Genomic DNA, 17,715 nt, shown 5'->3' on the forward strand with positions numbered 1-17,715 from the left:
TCGAAGATAGATTCTGCGAGGATTTAAATATTAATTATTGTCTCAGCTTATGATAACCCAAAAGCCGCTTTCACTTTATCAACGTAATCTAATTTTTCCCATGTAAATAATTCTACATCGAGAGTAATTGGTTTACCATTAGGTTGTTCAAAGGTTTTAGTAACAGTTTCAGCTTTACGTCCCATATGTCCATAAGCTGCTGTTTCACTATATATAGGGTGACGTAATTTTAAGCGCGCTTCAATAGCTGCTGGTCGCATGTCAAAAATCTTAGCAATTTTTTCTGCAATCTCACCATCAGTAATATTAAACGGACAAGTACCATAAGTGTCAACAAAAATTGAAGTCGGTTCAACAACACCAATCGCATAACTTACTTGTACCAATAGTTCATCACAAACACCTGCTGCAACCATGTTTTTTGCAATGTGTCTTGTCGCATAAGCTGCACTTCTATCGACTTTACTTGGGTCTTTTCCTGAGAATGCGCCTCCACCATGAGCACCTTTTCCGCCATAAGTATCTACAATAATTTTACGTCCTGTAAGTCCGGTATCACCATGAGGTCCACCAATAACAAACTTTCCTGTTGGGTTGATGTGATAGGTGATATCATTATTAAATAACACTTGAATATGCTCTGGTAATTTAGCAACCACTCTTGGTATTAAAATAGCAACGATGTCTTTCCTGATTTTTGCCAACATCTCTTCATCAGCTCCAAAATCGTCATGTTGAGTAGAAACGACAATGGCATCAATACGTTGAGGTACATTATCATCACTATACTCTATAGTTACCTGACTTTTAGAATCTGGACGTAAATAAGTTATGTCTTTATTTTCGCGCCTTAAATCGGCTAGCTCTTTTAAAATTCGATGCGATAAATCTAAAGCCAAAGGCATATAATTATCCGTCTCTTTAGTCGCATAACCAAACATCATACCTTGATCTCCTGCACCTTGTTCTTCCTTGCTATCTCTGTCTACACCACGATTAATGTCTTCAGATTGTTCATGTATTGCTGAAAATACACCACATGAGTTTCCATCAAACATATACTCGCTTTTGGTATAGCCTATTTTATTAATTGTATCTCGTGCGATTTTTTGAACATCTAAATAAGTGTTAGATTTTACTTCACCTGCAAGTACAACCTGACCTGTTGTGACTAAAGTTTCACAAGCCACTTTTGATTCGCTGTCAAAGGCTAAAAAGTTATCAATTAATGCATCACTAATTTGATCTGCTACTTTATCTGGATGTCCTTCAGAAACACTTTCTGAAGTAAATAAATATGCCATATAATCCCTTTAAATTATTAGTACTGAAAGAAAAATGAGATTGCTTGGTCGCTAGAGAAGTTGAAAACTAACTGCTTTAGCATTTTTTTTATGAGGTTGCAATCAGAACAAATTTTCCTCTTTTAATTTGATTTGTCAAATGTAGAGAAATAATAACGAAACTAGATTTATTTTATTTTTTTTCTTAAATATTTGGATATTAAATTTTTATGTTGCAATATTTGTGCTCACAAAGTTCAATAACTTACTGAAATGTTATCAAGAAAGGCCGAGGGATTAGACCCAATGAAGCCTTAGCAACCCTTAAATTTATTAAGAAGGTGCTAAATTCTACTTGAAGTCGCGATTCATTTATCGTGTGCTCGGATAGATAACCCAACCGTAATTACTCATCTGTAATCACGTATTTTCTTTATAATATTTTTCTATTAAGTATGCTTCTAAAAGAAGCTTATTTGGCTTTTGGTTTAATTTTTTAACTAAAAACTTAGAAAAATGAGTACACAAAAATTCGCAACAAAAGCGTTACACGCAGGACATGACGTAAGTCAAACTGGAGGAACAAGAGCAGTTCCTATTTATCAGTCTACCGCTTACGTTTTTGATGATTCAGATGATGCAGCTGGACGTTTTAATCTTTCGGTTCCAGGCTTTATTTACACACGTTTAAATAATCCAACCAATGATATTCTTGAGCAACGTATTGCCGCTCTTGAAGGTGGTATTGCAGCCGTAGCAACAGCATCGGGAACTGCAGCGATTTCAACAACATTACTTACACTTTTAAAAGCGGGAGATCACATCGTAGCGTCCAACAGTTTGTATGGTGGAACTTACAATCTTTTAAGTGTTACACTGCCAAGACATGGGGTTACAACAACTTTTGTAGATCCTTCAGATCCAGAAAACTTTGAAACAGCAGTTCAAGAAAATACGAGAGCATTTTTCGTGGAATCTTTAGGGAATCCGAAGCTAGACGTTCTTGATATCGAAGCCATTTCTAAACAAGCTAAAGCACACAAAGTACCATTTATTGTTGATAATACTGTGGCAACTCCTTATTTGTTAAATCCTATCGAATATGGTGCAAACATTGTGATTCATTCTTTAACAAAGTATATCAATGGTAACGGGACATCACTGGGCGGTATCATCGTTGATGCTGGAACCTTTGATTGGACCAATGGAAAATTTCCAGAATTTACAGAACCATCTGCGGGATACCATGGTTTAGTTTATAGTGAAGCTATTGGAGCAGCTGCATTTATTGCGAAAACTAGAATTGAAGGACTTCGGGATTATGGAGGCGCTTTGAGCCCGTTTAATGCATTTCAAATTATTCAAGGTTTAGAAACATTAGAACTTCGTATCAAAAAACATAGTGAGAACGCACTCGAATTAGCCCAATGGTTACAAGAACAACCAGAAGTCAGTTGGGTGAATTATCCTGGATTAGAAACCAGTAAATACAAAGAATTAGCTGAAAAATATCTGCCAGAAGGGCAAAGTGGAATCGTGACTTTTGGTGTTGAAGGTGGTTATGAGTCTGCAAAAAAGATTGCAGATACCACAAAGTTATTCTCACTCTTAGCGAACATTGGTGATACTAAATCTTTGATTATTCATCCAGCAAGTACAACACATCAACAGTTGAGTGACGAAGCTCAAGAAGCTACAGGTGTAACAAAAGATTTGATTCGTTTATCTGTTGGAATTGAAAATATTGAGGACTTAAAAGCTGATTTAAAGGAAGCTTTTGATGTGGTCAAGAAAACTGTTTTAGCATAATAAATCATAGTTAATGTTCAAGTAGATGCTACGCTTCGTCTTTTTTTCGGGGCATCTATAACTATTAAAAATATTAGAATGTCATCATTGAAGTACATAAAAATTTCAGATTTTGAGATCACATCAAATGTCTCCCAGAATATTGGATTATCCTATCAACTCTTTGGTCAGCCATTGTTTGAAGCACCAATTGTATTGGTAAATCATGCCTTGACAGGTAATTCTAATGTTTGCGGAAAAGAGGGTTGGTGGAATGATTTAATTGGCGAAAATAAATGTATCGATACCAATCAGTTCACTATTTTGGCTTTTAATATTCCAGGAAATGGATATGATATTGAGGAAGAACATCTTATTGATAACTATAAAGATTTTACGGCAAGAACCATTGCTGAAATTTTTGCTTTTGGATTAAAAGCTTTACAAATAAATCAATTATATGCTGTCATTGGAGGATCGGTTGGTGGTGGAATTGCGTGGGAGCTTGCGGCACTAGAACCCAATTTAATTGAACATTTAATTCCAGTGGCTTGCGATTGGAAATCCACAGATTGGCTCATTGCTAATTGTCATATTCAAGATTCGATTTTAAATCATTCTACTTCACCTTTGGCAGATGCAAGAATGCATGCGATGACCTTATACCGAACACCAGAATCGTTGACCAATAAATTTCAACGAACGGAAGTGTCTAAGGCACGTTTCAATGTGGAGAGCTGGTTAGATTATCATGGAAAAGCCTTGAATAAACGCTTTAATGTATCAGCTTATAAATTGATGAACCAAATTTTAAAAACCATAGACATCACTAAAAACCAAGGGTCATTTAACGAGGTTGTAGGGGCTATAAGTTCTACTATTCATATTGTCACAATTCCTAGTGATCTGTTTTTTAAAGCTGAAGAAAATTGGGATACTTATGTGGATTTAAAATTAATTAAAGACAACGTCAGTATTTCTGAAATTAAATCCATTCATGGTCATGATGCCTTTTTAATAGAATACGAACAATTAAAAAAGATATTAAAGCCCATTTTTAAAAAACAGACAAGTATTAACAATAAAAAAAGCACACATGGTCGTATTCGTAATAGCTGATGTTAAGAGTACGTTGATTAGTCAGATAGGATTAAATTTTTAAATCATATAAATTAAGATATGGATGATAAACATTTTGAAACCAACGCGATAAGAACGCAGACAGAACGTTCCCAGTTTATGGAGCATTCTACACCATTATATCTCACTTCAAGTTTCGTTTTTGAAGATGCTGAAGATATGAGAGCGTCATTTTCCGAAGAAAAGCAGCGTAACATTTATAGTAGATTTACAAATCCAAATACCTCTGAGTTTGTAGAAAAGATGTGTAAGATGGAAGGTGCCGAAGCTGGTTATGCATTTGCAACAGGCATGTCTGCGGTGTTTTCAACATTTGCAGCATTACTAAATGCAGGAGATCATATTGTATCTGCTAGTAGTATTTTTGGGTCGACTCATGGATTGTTTACTAAGTTTTTGCCAAAATGGAATATCGAAACAAGCTATTTCAATGTCAATGATGTTGATGCTATTGAAGGTTTAATTCAACCAAACACTAAAATTTTATATGCTGAGAGTCCGACAAATCCAGCGGTCGATATCCTTGATTTAGAACGTTTAGGACAAATTGCTAAAAAGCACAATATATTATTTGTGATAGATAACTGTTTTGCGACACCATATTTACAAAATCCAATAAAATTCGGTGCAGATTTGGTGATACATTCGGCAACAAAATTAATTGACGGTCAGGGTCGTGTTTTGGGAGGTGTCACTGTTGGTCAAGCAGATTTGATTAGAGAGATTTATTTATTTTCCCGAAATACAGGTCCAGCGTTATCACCATTTAATGCTTGGGTGTTATCGAAAAGTTTAGAAACTCTAGCCGTTAGAGTGGATAAGCATTGTGAAAATGCGTTGAAGGTTGCTGAGTATTTAGAAAGCCATCCTAAAATTAGCTTGGTAAAATATCCTTTTCTAAAGTCACATCCTCAATATGACATTGCTAAAAAGCAAATGAAATTAGGTGGAAATGTGGTTGCGTTTGAAGTTAGAGGAGGCATAGAAGCTGGTCGTGCGTTTTTAAATAATATTAAGCTATGTTCACTATCTGCAAATTTAGGTGATACCAGAACCATAGTCACGCATCCAGCATCAACAACCCATGCAAAACTCACAGAAGAAGATAGATTAGAGGTCGGTATTACAGATGGTTTGGTGAGAATTTCGGTTGGATTAGAAAACGTAAAAGATGTCATTAGTGATTTAAGTCAGGCTTTAGAATAACGATTTAAAAAAGTATCTTTGGGCACATGCTTTCAAAGAAAACTAAATACGGTATCAAAGCGCTAACTTTTTTGGCAAGACAGAACAGTCGCAAGCCTGTTTCAATAGCAACCATTTCTAAAAGTGAAACTATTTCGGTTAAATTTTTAGAAACTATTTTGCTAACACTTAAGAAAAATGGCATTTTGGGATCGAAAAAAGGAATGGGAGGCGGTTATTATTTACTAAAAGAACCTAAAGACGTTCCAATGACGACTGTCATGAGAGTTTTAGAAGGTCCAATTGCCATGGTGCCCTGTGTGAGTTTAAATTATTATGAAAAATGTAATGATTGTCCAGACGAAGATAAATGTGCCGTTCATCGACTAATGATACAGATAAGAGATAATTCTCTTAAAGTGTTCAGAAATACGACGTTAGAAGATCTAACGAATTAGAGTATTCGCAAAATACACCTAGAATTTTTATCAAATTAACTACTGTTTTATAATAAATATACTATACGTTTGTATTAATATCCTACTAACCCTATAGGGTATTAGAAAAATAACTAAAAGAGATAATATATGGATACAGTTTTAAGCCGAAATAACGCTAAAAAAATAGAAGAAATTACTCCAATACAAGTTGGAGAAAAAATAAAAAGAACACTAGTGAAAACAATTAGTTGGAGAGTCTTAGGAACAATAGCAACAATTGTTATTTCATATCTAATAACAGGAACGTTGGCTTTGGCTTTCTCTATTGGATTTATAGAACTCATTTCAAAATTGGTGCTTTATTATTTTCATGAACGTACTTGGAACAAAATAAAATGGGGAAAATGAAATATTTAGATTTAGATAAATTAAATATGTCTCTTAGAGATAAAACACCAGATGAAATCATAAAGTGGGCTTTGACTTTGTCAGAAAATAGAATAGTAACTACAAGTTTTGGAATGTATTCAGCAATTTTATTGACAACAATGTCTAGGCATGATAAAGACATTAAGGTAATTTGGTGTGATACCTTATATAATCAACCAAGTACGTATGAGCATGCAGCTAACCTAATAGAAAATTATAATTTAAAAATTAATAAATATCAATCTTTAAAAAGCAAAGAAGAAATAGATGCATCCATAGGTTTGCCAAGTATAGAAGATGATAATCATGCCGAATTTTCTGAAGTCGTAAAATTAGAACCTTTTAGAAGGGCATTACAAGAGCATCAGCCAGATTTATGGTTTACAAATATTAGAGTGCGTCAAACAGAATTAAGAAATAAAAAAGACATTTTAAGTTATAGTAAGGATGGGATTTTAAAAATAAGCCCATTCTATTATTGGACAGATTATGATTTAGATGGTTATTTAGAAGTACATAATTTACCTAAAAACCATGAGTATTTTGATCCCATAAAAGCCTTACAAAATCGCGAATGTGGAATCCATCTTCAATAAAAAATTCATATGCAAAGTTTTAGAACCGAAATAGAAAACCCTATTGTTGAGAAAGATATTATTGAATTGGCTAATAAGATTGAGCTGTTTCATAATGGAAAAATCAATGAGGAAAAATTTAGAAGTCTTCGTTTAGCTAGAGGTGTTTATGGTCAGCGACAGCAAGGTGTTCAGATGATTCGTATCAAATTGCCTTATGGGAAAGTTTTGAGCAATCAATTACGAAGAATTGCAGATGTTTCAGACGAATATTCGCGAGGACGCTTGCATATTACAACACGTCAAGATATTCAAATTCATTATGTCGACTTAGATCGTACACCTCAACTTTGGGAAGAATTAGAACGTGATAAAGTGACCTTGCGAGAAGCCTGCGGAAACACCGTTCGTAATGTAACGGCAAGTGAAACAGCAGGAATAGATGTTGACGAACCGTTTGATGTATCACCTTACGCTGATGCCTTATTTCGTTTCTTTTTACGAAACCCAATTTGTCAAGAAATGGGACGGAAATTTAAAGTCTCCTTTTCTGCTTCAGATGAAGACACTGGATTATCTTATATGCACGACTTAGGGTTTATCGCCAAAATTCAAAATGGTGAACGAGGATTTAAAGTCCTTTTAGGTGGAGGTTTAGGATCACAACCTAGACATGCGGATTTGCTATATGAGTTTTTGCCTACCAATAAAATTATTCCAGTGATGGAAGGTGTTTTAAGACTGTTTGATCGTCATGGTGAACGTAAAAGTAGAGCCAAAGCAAGATTGAAATTCTTAATAAAAAACATTGGTTTAGATGCTTTTAAGATTTTAGTTGAAGCCGAACAAGATGCTATCGAATTTAAAACCGTCGAGATAGATGCTGAAACCTATCAAGCTTCAATTCCAGTTTCTGTCGATTTACGAACAGTCAATATTGATGATACAAACAATTTCGAATTATGGAAATCAACGAACATCGTCCCACAAAAACAAGACGGTTATGTAGCCATAGGAATTAAAGTTTTACTTGGAGATTTTTATACTGATAAGGCCAGATTATTAGCAGATTTAGTTGAGAACTATGCCGCAGGAGAAATTAGATTGAGTTTGCGACAAAACATTTTGATTCCATTTGTGAAAGAAGAATTGCTTCCATTTTTCTATACCGAATTAAAAAAACTTGGGTTCACTGAATTGGGGTATAACAAAGCTGTCGATATCACTGCTTGTCCTGGAACCGATACCTGTAACTTAGGGATTTCAAGCAGTACAGGAATAGCTAAAGAATTGGAACGTATCATAAAAACCGAATATCCACACTACTTAGAAAATGAAGATTTAGTTATTAAAATTAGCGGCTGTATGAATGCCTGCGGGCAGCATAATATGGCAAATATTGGGTTTCAAGGGATGTCTATTCGTACTAAAAATAAATTGGTAGCGCCTGCGCTTCAGGTCTTACTTGGAGGCGGAAATAAAGGTGACGGAAATGGTGTATTCGCAGATAAAGTTGTGAAAATACCAAGTAAAAGAGGTCCAGATGCTTTACGTCGAATTCTTAATGATTATGAGCAGTTTGCCAACAATAAAAAGTTTGAAGACTATTATGCTGAAAAAGGCGAAAAGTATTTCTATGAGTTGCTTACAGACCTGTCAAGTATTGAAAACTTAACACAAGATGATTTTATAGACTGGGGAAGTGAAAAAGCCTATATAAAAGCTATTGGCATTGGAGAATGTGCAGGGGTTGTTATCGATCTCATTGCAACATTGTTTTTAGAAAGTGAAGAAAAGATTGAAGATGCGACTGAAGCGTTTTCAAACAATGTTTACTCAAGTGCTATTTACTATGCCTATAGCTCTATGGTGAATTCTGCAAAAGCAATTTTATTATCAGAAGGGGTGTCAACCAATACACAAGCAGGAATAATTAAACAATTTGACGAGCTGATTATCGATACCAAAATATTGAATTTAAGCGTATCGTTTTCAGATTTAGTGTATCAAATTAAAGCACATGCACCAACTGAAAAATTTGCTAAAGCATATATTAAAAATGCACAAGAGTTTTTAGGGGTTGTGAGAGCTTTGAGAGAACAAGAAGTAAGTAAATAATATTAAGCATATGAAAACTATAGCAAAATTAACCGTAGTTGGTGCAGGACCTGGAGATGCAGAATTAATAACCCTTAAAGGGATTAAAGCTATTGAAACTGCAGATGTTATTTTATACGATGCGCTCATCAATAGATCTTTATTGGACTATGCGTCATCAGAGGCTGAGCTCATTTTTGTTGGTAAACGCAAAGGGTGTTACGCCTATCGACAAGAACAGATAAATGAACTTATTGTAAGTAGAGCAAAAAGTCATGGACATGTTGTGAGACTAAAAGGGGGTGATCCATTTATTTTTGGTAGAGGTGCGGAAGAGATTGATTATGTTAGACAATTTGATATTGAAACCTATGTTGTGCCTGGGATTTCATCATCTATAGCAGTGCCTGCTTATCAAGGTATTCCATTAACAAAACGAGGTGCTTCAGAAAGTTTTTGGGTGATTACTGGAACAACTAAATCTCATCAAATTTCAAAAGACATTGCACTTGCAGCAAAATCTTCAGCAACCGTTGTCATTTTAATGGGAATGGGGAAACTGAGCGAAATTGTTCAGATTTTTTCTTCGGAACAGAAAAGTGACACTGCAGTAGCTATTATTCAAAATGGAACAACAGAACGTGAAAATGTTGGTATCGGAAAGATATCAACCATAGAATCTATTGTAGAAGAAAAGCAACTGTCTTCACCTGCAATTATTGTAATTGGAGAGGTCGTAAATCAACGTGTCGAATTACATTCAATTTGTGAAAAACTAGAAACACAATTAGCATAAATCTTATGGAAAGAAATAATTTATATCCAATATTTTTAAAAATGCATGAGTTACAAGTGCTTATTGTTGGAGGAGGAAATGTCGCCTTGGAGAAATTGACATTTTTGCTAAAATCGAGTCCAACTGCAAATGTGACCATGATCGCACCATTTTTTAGAGCAGAAGTAAAAGCATTGGCTCAGGCTTACGATATCAAATTGTACAATTTAGGTTACGATGAATCTTTCCTTTGCGATAAAGATCTAGCCATTGTAGCAACCGATAAATTGGAGGTTAATCATCAAGTCTACCAAGACGCAAAACGTAGAAATTTACTAGTCAATGTAGCCGATACACCAGAATTGTGTGATTTCTATCTTGGTGGTATCGTCACTAAAGGTAATGTGAAAATCGCGATTTCTACTAACGGAAAATCGCCAACGACAGCCAAGCGATTACGTCAATTTTTTGAATCTGTAATTCCTGATGACATCAATGAATTGGTTGAAAATTTAAATGTTTACAGAAAAACAATTAAAGGCAATTTTGAAGATAAAGTAGCAGCTTTAAACAAAATCACAGAAAATCTAATACAAAAGTAAAATGATACAAACAGATATACTAATCATAGGTGCTGGGCCAACAGGTTTATTCACGGTTTTTGAAGCAGGTTTATTAAAACTAAGATGTCATTTAATAGATGCATTGCCTCAGCCGGGAGGACAATGTTCAGAGTTATATCCCAAAAAACCTATTTATGATATTCCTGGATTACCAGAAGTTTTAGCAGGAGACTTAACCAAAAACCTTTTAGAACAAGGAAAGCAATTTCAACCTGGATTTACCTTGGGTGAACGGGCTGATACGATTGAGAAACAAAAGGATGGCAGTTTTATAGTAACTACTAATAAAGGCACTAAACATCAAGCGCCAATTGTTGCCATAGCTGGAGGTTTAGGGAGTTTTGAACCAAGAAAACCTTTAATAGAAAACATCACAAATTATGAAGATAAAGGTGTTGCTTATTTTATAAAAGATCCTGAAGTATATAGAGACAAGCGTGTTGTGATTTCTGGGGGTGGAGATTCTGCATTAGACTGGAGTATTTTCTTGGCGGACATTGCTTCAGAAGTGACGTTAATTCACAGGCGAAATGAATTTAGAGGTGCTTTGGATTCTGTTGAAAGTGTACAAGAATTGAAGCTGCTAGGAAAAATCAACCTAATAACGCCAGCTGAAGTGACAGGTGTTCATGGTAGTGATCATGTTGAAGCCATAACGGTTAAAAAAGGAGAAGAGCAAATTTATTTAGAGACCGATTATTTTATTCCATTATTTGGACTCTCACCTAAGTTAGGACCGATAGGGAATTGGGGATTAGATATAGAAAAGAATGCCATAAAAGTAGACACAATAGATTACCAAACTAATATTCCAGGCATTTTTGCTATTGGTGATGTTAATACCTATGAAGGAAAATTGAAGCTCATTCTTTGTGGATTTCATGAAGCTACTTTAATGTGTCAATCAGCTTATAAAATCTTAAATCCAAACAAAAAATTTGTTTTAAAATACACAACGGTAACTGGTATTAATGGATTTGATGGTTCTAGAAAGGAATCGCCTAAGGCTGTTGTAAAAGCAATTATTTAACGGAAAATATTATAGCATAAACGTAATCTAAATACATCATTATAATGAGGTTAAAGCGGATTAAATTTTTTTATTAAAGATTTAATTCGTTATTTTACCACTTAGTTCATACAATTATTGATTTGTTATCATGAAAGGCAGAGGGAACAGACCCTATGAAGCCTTAGCAACCCTTTATTTTAAAGAAGGTGCTAAATTCTACCTTGTTCTGATTTAATTCAGAAGTAAAGGACAGATAATACAAAGCTTAAGTAAATTCTCTTACTTTCCTGATGGCATTTTTATATAAAATTTTAAAATGTCAGATATTTTACAAACTTTACAAAAACGAATTTTAGTCCTCGACGGTGCCATGGGCACAATGTTGCAACGCTATAACTTTTCTGAAGAAGACTTTAGAGGCGAACGTTTTAAGGATTATCCGTCTTCACTAAAAGGAAATAATGATTTATTGTCATTAACTCAGCCACAAGCTATTGCCGAAATTCATAAACTTTATTTTGAAGCAGGAGCAGATATTGTGGAAACCAATACGTTTTCAGGGACAACCATTGCTATGGCTGATTATAACATGGAAGATTTAGTTTACGAATTAAATTACGAATCTGCTAAAATAGCCAAGCAGGTCGCCAATGAATTTTCTAATGCGAATCCTGAAAAACCAAGATTTGTAGCTGGAAGTATTGGGCCAACAAACAAGACAGCAAGTATGTCTCCTGATGTGAATAAGCCAGAATACAGAGCGATAACATTTGACGAACTTCGAGTCGCTTACAAACAACAGGTTGAGGCTTTGGTTGATGGTGGTGTTGATGTGCTTTTAGTAGAAACAATTTTTGATACACTCAATGCAAAAGCGGCTTTGTTTGCTATTGAAGAAGTTAAAGAAGAACGTCAAATAGAAATTCCAATTATGGTGTCAGGAACGATTACCGATGCCTCAGGTCGCACATTATCTGGCCAAACTGTAGAAGCTTTTTTAGCTTCTATTTCGCACATACCATTATTAAGTGTTGGGTTCAATTGTGCTTTAGGAGCAGAACAACTTAAGCCGTATTTACAACGGTTATCACGCGAAACCGAGTTTTATACTTCTGCACATCCAAATGCAGGTTTACCAAATGCGTTTGGTGAGTACGATCAAACGGCACAGCAAATGCAAGTATTAATAGAAGATTATCTTCAAGACGGATTAATAAATATTATTGGTGGTTGTTGCGGAACCAATCCAGAGCATATCAAAGCCATTGCAGATGTTGCGAAAAAACACAAACCAAGAGAAACTAAAGTATACCCATAATGGCAGACAGTGATTGTAAAAAATATTTAACACTATCTGGCTTAGAACCATTAGTGGTCACTCCAGAAAGTAATTTCATAAATGTTGGTGAGCGAACTAACGTGACAGGTTCTCGAAAATTTCTTAGATTAATCAAAGAAGAGAACTACGATGAAGCTTTAAGTGTTGCAAGAGATCAAGTTGAAGGTGGAGCACAGATTCTCGATGTTAACATGGATGAAGGGATGCTCGATGGGAAGTATGCGATGGTTAAATTTTTGAACCTGATTGCTTCTGAACCAGATATTGCTCGTATTCCACTGATGATTGATAGTTCTAAATGGGAAATTATAGAAGCTGGATTACAAGTCGCTCAAGGAAAATGCGTCGTTAATTCTATAAGTTTAAAAGAGGGTGAAACCGAATTTATACGTCAAGCAAAACTAGTAAAGCGCTATGGTGCAGCTGTTGTTGTTATGGCATTTGATGAGGTTGGTCAAGCAGATAGCTATCAAAAACGAATTGACATTTGCAAACGCTCTTATGATATCTTAGTCAACGAGGTTAAATTTCCACCACAAGACATCATTTTTGATCCTAATATTTTTCCTGTAGCCACAGGAATGGATGAACATCGGTTAAATGCTTTAGATTTTTTCAATGCCACCAAATGGATTCGAGAAAATTTACCTTACGCTAACGTTTCAGGAGGTGTGAGTAATGTGTCATTTTCATTTAGAGGAAATACAACGGTTCGGGAAGCGATTAACTCAGCATTTTTATATCACGCCATACAGCACGGAATGAATTTGGGTATTGTCAACCCAACCATGTTGGAGGTTTATGATGAAATCCCAAAGGATTTATTACAATGTGTTGAAGATGTTCTTTTTGATAGAAGTGATGATGCCACCGAGCGATTAATTGATTTTGCTGAAACCGTTAAAGGGAATAAAAAGGAAGATGTCACAAAAATTTTAGAATGGAGAAGCGATGCTTTGCAAGATCGAATCACACATAGTCTGGTCAAAGGTATAGATGCATTTATTGTTGCCGATGTTGAAGAAGCGCGATTAGCTTCAGCTAGACCTATAGAAGTTATTGAAGGGCATTTAATGATTGGAATGAATGTGGTTGGAGACCTCTTTGGAAGTGGAAAAATGTTTTTACCTCAAGTAGTGAAATCTGCACGTGTGATGAAAAAAGCGGTGGCACATTTACAACCGTTTATTGAAGCCGAAAAAGATGGTAAGCAAGAGTTTGCTGGTAAAATTTTAATGGCAACAGTAAAAGGCGACGTTCATGATATTGGTAAAAATATCGTGAGTGTGGTTTTAGGATGTAATAACTATCAAATCATCGATTTAGGCGTCATGGTTCCGCCAGAAAAAATCATCGAGGCTGCAGTGAGAGAACAGGTTGATGTCATTGGTTTAAGTGGTCTAATTACACCATCGTTAGATGAAATGGTATACCTCTCTAAAGCCATGAAAAAAAAGAATTTAACGATCCCATTAATTATTGGTGGTGCAACCACATCTAAGGCACATACATCTGTTAAAATTGCTCCTAATTATGACTATACAGTTGTTCACGTTAATGATGCATCCAGAGCTGTGACCGTTGTTGGTAATTTATTGAAGAAGGATAATGCAATTTATAAAGAACAAGTTCGCGAAGAGTATGATAAATTTCGTGAGCAGTTCTTAACACGTGGAAAACGAAAAGATTATATTTCTATTGAAGAGGCTAGAAAACATAAATATCAAATCGATTGGAGTACTTCGGAAATCGTAAAACCTAAAGAATTAGGTGTTCAAATTATTAAAGACTTTGATATTACTAGACTAGAATCCTTTATTGATTGGAGTCCGTTTTTTAGAAGTTGGGATCTCCACGGAAAATATCCAGATATTCTAAAGGATGACATTGTTGGAGAACAAGCGCAGGAGCTATTCATGGATGCAAAAGTGTTATTGAAACGTGTTTTTGATGAGAAGTTGTTGAAAGCTAAAGCTGTTTTCGGATTGTTTCCAGCAAACACGGTTAATGATGATGATATTGAAGTGTCTTCTGTCAGGTCGAACGGAGTTGAGAACAAGGAAGAAACCTATACATTCCTTACGCTTCGACAACAGTTGAAGAAAAGGGAAGGTATTCCAAGTCATGCATTGGCCGATTTTATCGCACCTAAGGATTCTGGAAAACAAGATTATGTGGGAGTGTTTTGTGTCTCAACAGGTTTTGGTACTCAAGAATTAGCGCAGCAGTTTGAAGCTGATCATGACGATTACAATTCGATTATGATAAAGGCATTAGCCGATCGTTTAGCCGAAGCTTTTGCAGAATATTTGCATAAAGAGGTGAGAACTAAGCATTGGAGTTATGCTCAAGATGAAGCTTTAACGAATAGCGAATTGATTAAAGAAAGTTATAAAGGGATTCGTCCAGCTCCTGGGTATCCAGCATGTCCAGACCATTTAGAGAAAAGTACCATTTGGAAATTGTTGAATGTTAAAGACAACATAGGAGTAGAACTCACTGAAAGTTTAGCCATGTGGCCAGCAGCAAGTGTAAGTGGGTATTATTTTGGAAACCCAGAAGCGAAGTATTTCGGATTAGGAAAAATTACCGAAGACCAATTAAAAGATTACGCTAAACGTCGCGCTATAAGTGAAGATGAAGCCAGAAAATGGTTAAACCCAAATTTAGTGGATTAGTGCGTTAGTGATTGATGTGGCATCCTTTTTACGTGAGTTCGAGTGATGCGACTTTAAAAGAGCATTGTATTGAGAACACGTAAAAAGATATAACGGAAAGCGCGACCTTCAGGTAACGCTCAAAATAATGATATAAAAGAGATACCCACTTTCGTGGGCATGAGTATGAAAATAACAGACCATTTAAAGAACGCCAACGGAAAAACCTTGTTTTCGTTTGAAATAATTCCGCCTAAAAAAGGAAATAACATTCAGGAGTTGTACAATAATATTAATCCTTTAATGGAATTTAATCCTCCTTTTGTAGATGTAACAACATCAAGGGAGCAGTATGTGTACATTGATAAAGGCGAGGGATTATTAGATAGAAGAATTACAAGAATGCGTCCTGGAACCGTAGGTATTTGTGCAGCAATTAAACATAAATACGATGTAGATACAGTGCCACATGTATTATGTGGTGGGTTTTCTAAAGAAGAAACTGAATATTTACTGGTTGACTGTCATTACTTAGGAATAGATAATATTATGGCATTGAGAGGAGATGCCATGAGTCATCAAAAATATTTTGAAGCGACAAAAGGTGGTCATCAATTTGCGAGAGACTTAGTAGAGCAAATCCAGAACTTAAATTGTGGAAAATATTTACATGATGTGTTAGAAGCTGATCACAAATCCGATTTCTGTATAGGCGTAGCAGGTTATCCAGAAAAACATATTGAAGCCCCTTCTTTGAGTAGCGATTTAAAACGCTTGAAAGAAAAAGTTGATGCTGGTGCAGATTATGTAGTTACCCAAATGTTTTTTGATAACTCAAAATATTTTGAATTTGTTGAAGCCGCTAGAGAGGCTGGTATTAACGTACCTATCATTCCAGGAATAAAACCAATTGCTGTGAAACGTCATTTACAATTGTTGCCACAAGTGTTTAAGATTGATTTACCCGAAATCTTAATTGAAGAAGTAGAGAAATGTGATACAAACGTTAAAGTGAGACAAGTAGGAGTCGATTGGGCTATACAACAATCTAAAGAGTTAGCGGCAGCAGGCGTACCTGTTTTGCACTATTATTCTATGGGTAAGAGTGATAATGTACATGCTATTGCATCTCAAGTGTTTTGATTATAGTATTTCTATTGTTTTAAAGTAGAAATAGTAATATTCTGTTATTTTTGTCCCATAACTAAATTTAATGAAGCATTTAATTGCCTGCATTTTCTGCTTATTTACCATTTTGGTATCTTCTCAAGAAAAAGACCCGAACCTATTTACCTTAGATGTGAATTTTTTCTACGGAACCGTTTTAGAACACAATCCTGATATCTCACATCTCATAGCAGATCATCCTACAGGATTGATTTTAAGTTATAGCAAAAAAACCTACGGATTTAAAGATTGGGAGAGCCGATTTAACTATCCAGATTGGGGTTTTTCGTTCGTTTATCAGGATATGAAAAGTGAAACGCTTGGTGAGAATTACGGATTATATGCACACTACAATTTTTATTTTCTTAAACGAAATATAAATTTGAGAATTGGTCAAGGTATTGCCTATACAACGAATCCTTATGATAAGGCTGAAAACTTTAGAAACAATGCCTATGGCTCAGATTTGTTGAGCTCAACGTATGTCATGCTTAACTACAAAAAGGAAAATATTTTTAAAGGTTTTGGAGTGCAAGCTGGTATTTCTATTGTGCATTATTCTAATGCTAATTTTAGAGCGCCAAATACATCCACGAATACATTTGCCTTTAATATAGGAACCAATTATGTGTTTAACAATGACAAAGAACCCGAGTATATCGCTTCTTCTGATGAAAAAACATATAAAGAGAAAATCAAGTATAATTTTGTGTTTAGAACAGGTCTCAATGAAAGCGATATTATTGATATGGGACAATTTCCTTTTTATATCGTTTCGGCTTATGCAGATAAACGTTTAAACCGAAAAAGTGCAATACAATTTGGGACAGATGTATTTTTTTCTAAGTTTTTAGAAGAGTTGATTGATTTTTATGCTGTTGCGTTTCCAGAGCTTGATGTTACAGGTGATGAAGATTGGAAACGTGTTGGTCTGTTTGTTGGTCATGAGTTGTTTATAAATAAAATGTCGATCATTACACAATTGGGTTATTATGTCTATTATCCATATGATTTTGAAGGTCAAGTGTATAATAGAATTGGGTTGAAACGTTATTTTGGAGATAAAATTTTTGGAGCCATAACGCTTAAATCGCATGGTGCAAAAGCAGAAGCTGTTGAATTTGGAATAGGAATACGATTATGAAACGAGCATGTTAAAAGAGTTATTATTCAAGAAAATTATTAATAGCGAATAGCATGTGACC

General features: G+C 35.1%; 15 protein-coding genes and 2 riboswitches. Of the genes, 14 read left to right on the forward strand and 1 reads right to left on the reverse strand.

Going from position 1 to position 17,715, the window contains the following annotated elements; translation table 11 throughout:
- Window positions 1-47: 47 nt before the first annotated feature.
- Window positions 48-1,304, reverse strand: a complete 1,257-nt coding sequence (metK, locus tag V7719_RS03080; RefSeq protein WP_335728386.1) for a methionine adenosyltransferase — start codon at window positions 1,302-1,304, stop codon at window positions 48-50.
- A gap of 252 nt (window positions 1,305-1,556) precedes the next feature.
- Window positions 1,557-1,681: riboswitch (SAM riboswitch) on the forward strand.
- A gap of 118 nt (window positions 1,682-1,799) precedes the next feature.
- Here metK and V7719_RS03085 point away from each other — a divergent pair.
- The 14 genes from V7719_RS03085 (at window position 1,800) to V7719_RS03150 (ending at window position 17,654) form a co-directional block, all read left to right on the forward strand.
- Window positions 1,800-3,092, forward strand: coding sequence for an O-acetylhomoserine aminocarboxypropyltransferase/cysteine synthase family protein (locus V7719_RS03085; protein WP_335728387.1), 1,293 nt, complete (start codon window positions 1,800-1,802; stop codon window positions 3,090-3,092).
- Window positions 3,093-3,170: 78 nt separating this feature from the next.
- Window positions 3,171-4,190 (forward strand): alpha/beta fold hydrolase, encoded by a 1,020-nt coding sequence (locus tag V7719_RS03090; RefSeq protein WP_335728388.1) that lies wholly within the window; start codon window positions 3,171-3,173, stop codon window positions 4,188-4,190.
- A 60-nt stretch (window positions 4,191-4,250) separates the two neighbouring features.
- Complete coding sequence (locus tag V7719_RS03095; protein WP_335728389.1) at window positions 4,251-5,417, forward strand: O-succinylhomoserine sulfhydrylase; 1,167 nt, start codon at window positions 4,251-4,253, stop codon at window positions 5,415-5,417.
- A 26-nt stretch (window positions 5,418-5,443) separates the two neighbouring features.
- Window positions 5,444-5,854: an RrF2 family transcriptional regulator gene (locus V7719_RS03100; RefSeq protein WP_335728390.1), complete on the forward strand. Its 411-nt coding sequence runs from the start codon at window positions 5,444-5,446 to the stop codon at window positions 5,852-5,854.
- Between the two features lie 129 nt (window positions 5,855-5,983).
- Window positions 5,984-6,244 (forward strand): DUF2061 domain-containing protein, encoded by a 261-nt coding sequence (locus V7719_RS03105; protein ID WP_335728391.1) that lies wholly within the window; start codon window positions 5,984-5,986, stop codon window positions 6,242-6,244.
- Window positions 6,241-6,861: a phosphoadenosine phosphosulfate reductase domain-containing protein gene (locus V7719_RS03110; protein WP_335728392.1), complete on the forward strand. Its 621-nt coding sequence runs from the start codon at window positions 6,241-6,243 to the stop codon at window positions 6,859-6,861. The genes V7719_RS03105 and V7719_RS03110 overlap by 4 nt, the downstream gene beginning before the upstream one ends.
- Before the next feature lie 9 nt (window positions 6,862-6,870).
- Window positions 6,871-8,958 carry a HEPN domain-containing protein gene (locus tag V7719_RS03115; protein WP_335728393.1) on the forward strand — a complete coding sequence of 696 codons (2,088 nt, stop codon included), beginning with the start codon at window positions 6,871-6,873 and terminating at the stop codon, window positions 8,956-8,958.
- 10 nt (window positions 8,959-8,968) lie between these two features.
- Window positions 8,969-9,733 (forward strand): uroporphyrinogen-III C-methyltransferase, encoded by a 765-nt coding sequence (gene cobA, locus V7719_RS03120; RefSeq protein ID WP_335728394.1) that lies wholly within the window; start codon window positions 8,969-8,971, stop codon window positions 9,731-9,733.
- Window positions 9,734-9,738: 5 nt separating this feature from the next.
- Window positions 9,739-10,314, forward strand: a complete 576-nt coding sequence (locus tag V7719_RS03125) for a precorrin-2 dehydrogenase/sirohydrochlorin ferrochelatase family protein (RefSeq protein WP_335728395.1) — start codon at window positions 9,739-9,741, stop codon at window positions 10,312-10,314.
- 1 nt (window position 10,315) lies between these two features.
- Window positions 10,316-11,365, forward strand: a complete 1,050-nt coding sequence (locus V7719_RS03130; RefSeq protein WP_335728396.1) for an NAD(P)/FAD-dependent oxidoreductase — start codon at window positions 10,316-10,318, stop codon at window positions 11,363-11,365.
- Window positions 11,366-11,487: 122 nt separating this feature from the next.
- Window positions 11,488-11,607, forward strand: a riboswitch (SAM riboswitch).
- A gap of 56 nt (window positions 11,608-11,663) precedes the next feature.
- On the forward strand, window positions 11,664-12,665 hold the full coding sequence (locus V7719_RS03135) for a homocysteine S-methyltransferase family protein (protein WP_335728397.1): 1,002 nt from the start codon (window positions 11,664-11,666) through the stop codon (window positions 12,663-12,665).
- Window positions 12,665-15,364 carry a methionine synthase gene (gene metH / locus V7719_RS03140; RefSeq protein ID WP_335728398.1) on the forward strand — a complete coding sequence of 900 codons (2,700 nt, stop codon included), beginning with the start codon at window positions 12,665-12,667 and terminating at the stop codon, window positions 15,362-15,364. The genes V7719_RS03135 and metH overlap by 1 nt, the downstream gene beginning before the upstream one ends.
- A gap of 165 nt (window positions 15,365-15,529) precedes the next feature.
- Window positions 15,530-16,486 (forward strand): methylenetetrahydrofolate reductase [NAD(P)H], encoded by a 957-nt coding sequence (gene metF / locus V7719_RS03145; protein WP_335728517.1) that lies wholly within the window; start codon window positions 15,530-15,532, stop codon window positions 16,484-16,486.
- A gap of 70 nt (window positions 16,487-16,556) precedes the next feature.
- Window positions 16,557-17,654, forward strand: a complete 1,098-nt coding sequence (locus V7719_RS03150; protein WP_335728399.1) for an acyloxyacyl hydrolase — start codon at window positions 16,557-16,559, stop codon at window positions 17,652-17,654.
- Window positions 17,655-17,715: the final 61 nt, after the last annotated feature.

Source organism: Psychroserpens sp., assembly GCF_036960315.1.
Classification (GTDB): domain Bacteria; phylum Bacteroidota; class Bacteroidia; order Flavobacteriales; family Flavobacteriaceae; genus Psychroserpens.

Excerpts from the sequence above, each read along its gene's own strand:
- metK (WP_335728386.1), bottom strand. The coding sequence starts at position 1,304 with ATGGCATATTTATTTACTTCAGAAAGTGTTTCTGAAGGACATCCAGAT.
- V7719_RS03085 (WP_335728387.1), top strand. The coding sequence starts at position 1,800 with ATGAGTACACAAAAATTCGCAACAAAAGCGTTACACGCAGGACATGAC.
- V7719_RS03090 (WP_335728388.1), top strand. The coding sequence starts at position 3,171 with ATGTCATCATTGAAGTACATAAAAATTTCAGATTTTGAGATCACATCA.
- V7719_RS03095 (WP_335728389.1), top strand. The coding sequence starts at position 4,251 with ATGGATGATAAACATTTTGAAACCAACGCGATAAGAACGCAGACAGAA.
- V7719_RS03100 (WP_335728390.1), top strand. The coding sequence starts at position 5,444 with ATGCTTTCAAAGAAAACTAAATACGGTATCAAAGCGCTAACTTTTTTG.
- V7719_RS03105 (WP_335728391.1), top strand. The coding sequence starts at position 5,984 with ATGGATACAGTTTTAAGCCGAAATAACGCTAAAAAAATAGAAGAAATT.
- V7719_RS03110 (WP_335728392.1), top strand. The coding sequence starts at position 6,241 with ATGAAATATTTAGATTTAGATAAATTAAATATGTCTCTTAGAGATAAA.
- V7719_RS03115 (WP_335728393.1), top strand. The coding sequence starts at position 6,871 with ATGCAAAGTTTTAGAACCGAAATAGAAAACCCTATTGTTGAGAAAGAT.
- cobA (WP_335728394.1), top strand. The coding sequence starts at position 8,969 with ATGAAAACTATAGCAAAATTAACCGTAGTTGGTGCAGGACCTGGAGAT.
- V7719_RS03125 (WP_335728395.1), top strand. The coding sequence starts at position 9,739 with ATGGAAAGAAATAATTTATATCCAATATTTTTAAAAATGCATGAGTTA.
- V7719_RS03130 (WP_335728396.1), top strand. The coding sequence starts at position 10,316 with ATGATACAAACAGATATACTAATCATAGGTGCTGGGCCAACAGGTTTA.
- V7719_RS03135 (WP_335728397.1), top strand. The coding sequence starts at position 11,664 with ATGTCAGATATTTTACAAACTTTACAAAAACGAATTTTAGTCCTCGAC.
- metH (WP_335728398.1), top strand. The coding sequence starts at position 12,665 with ATGGCAGACAGTGATTGTAAAAAATATTTAACACTATCTGGCTTAGAA.
- metF (WP_335728517.1), top strand. The coding sequence starts at position 15,530 with ATGAAAATAACAGACCATTTAAAGAACGCCAACGGAAAAACCTTGTTT.
- V7719_RS03150 (WP_335728399.1), top strand. The coding sequence starts at position 16,557 with ATGAAGCATTTAATTGCCTGCATTTTCTGCTTATTTACCATTTTGGTA.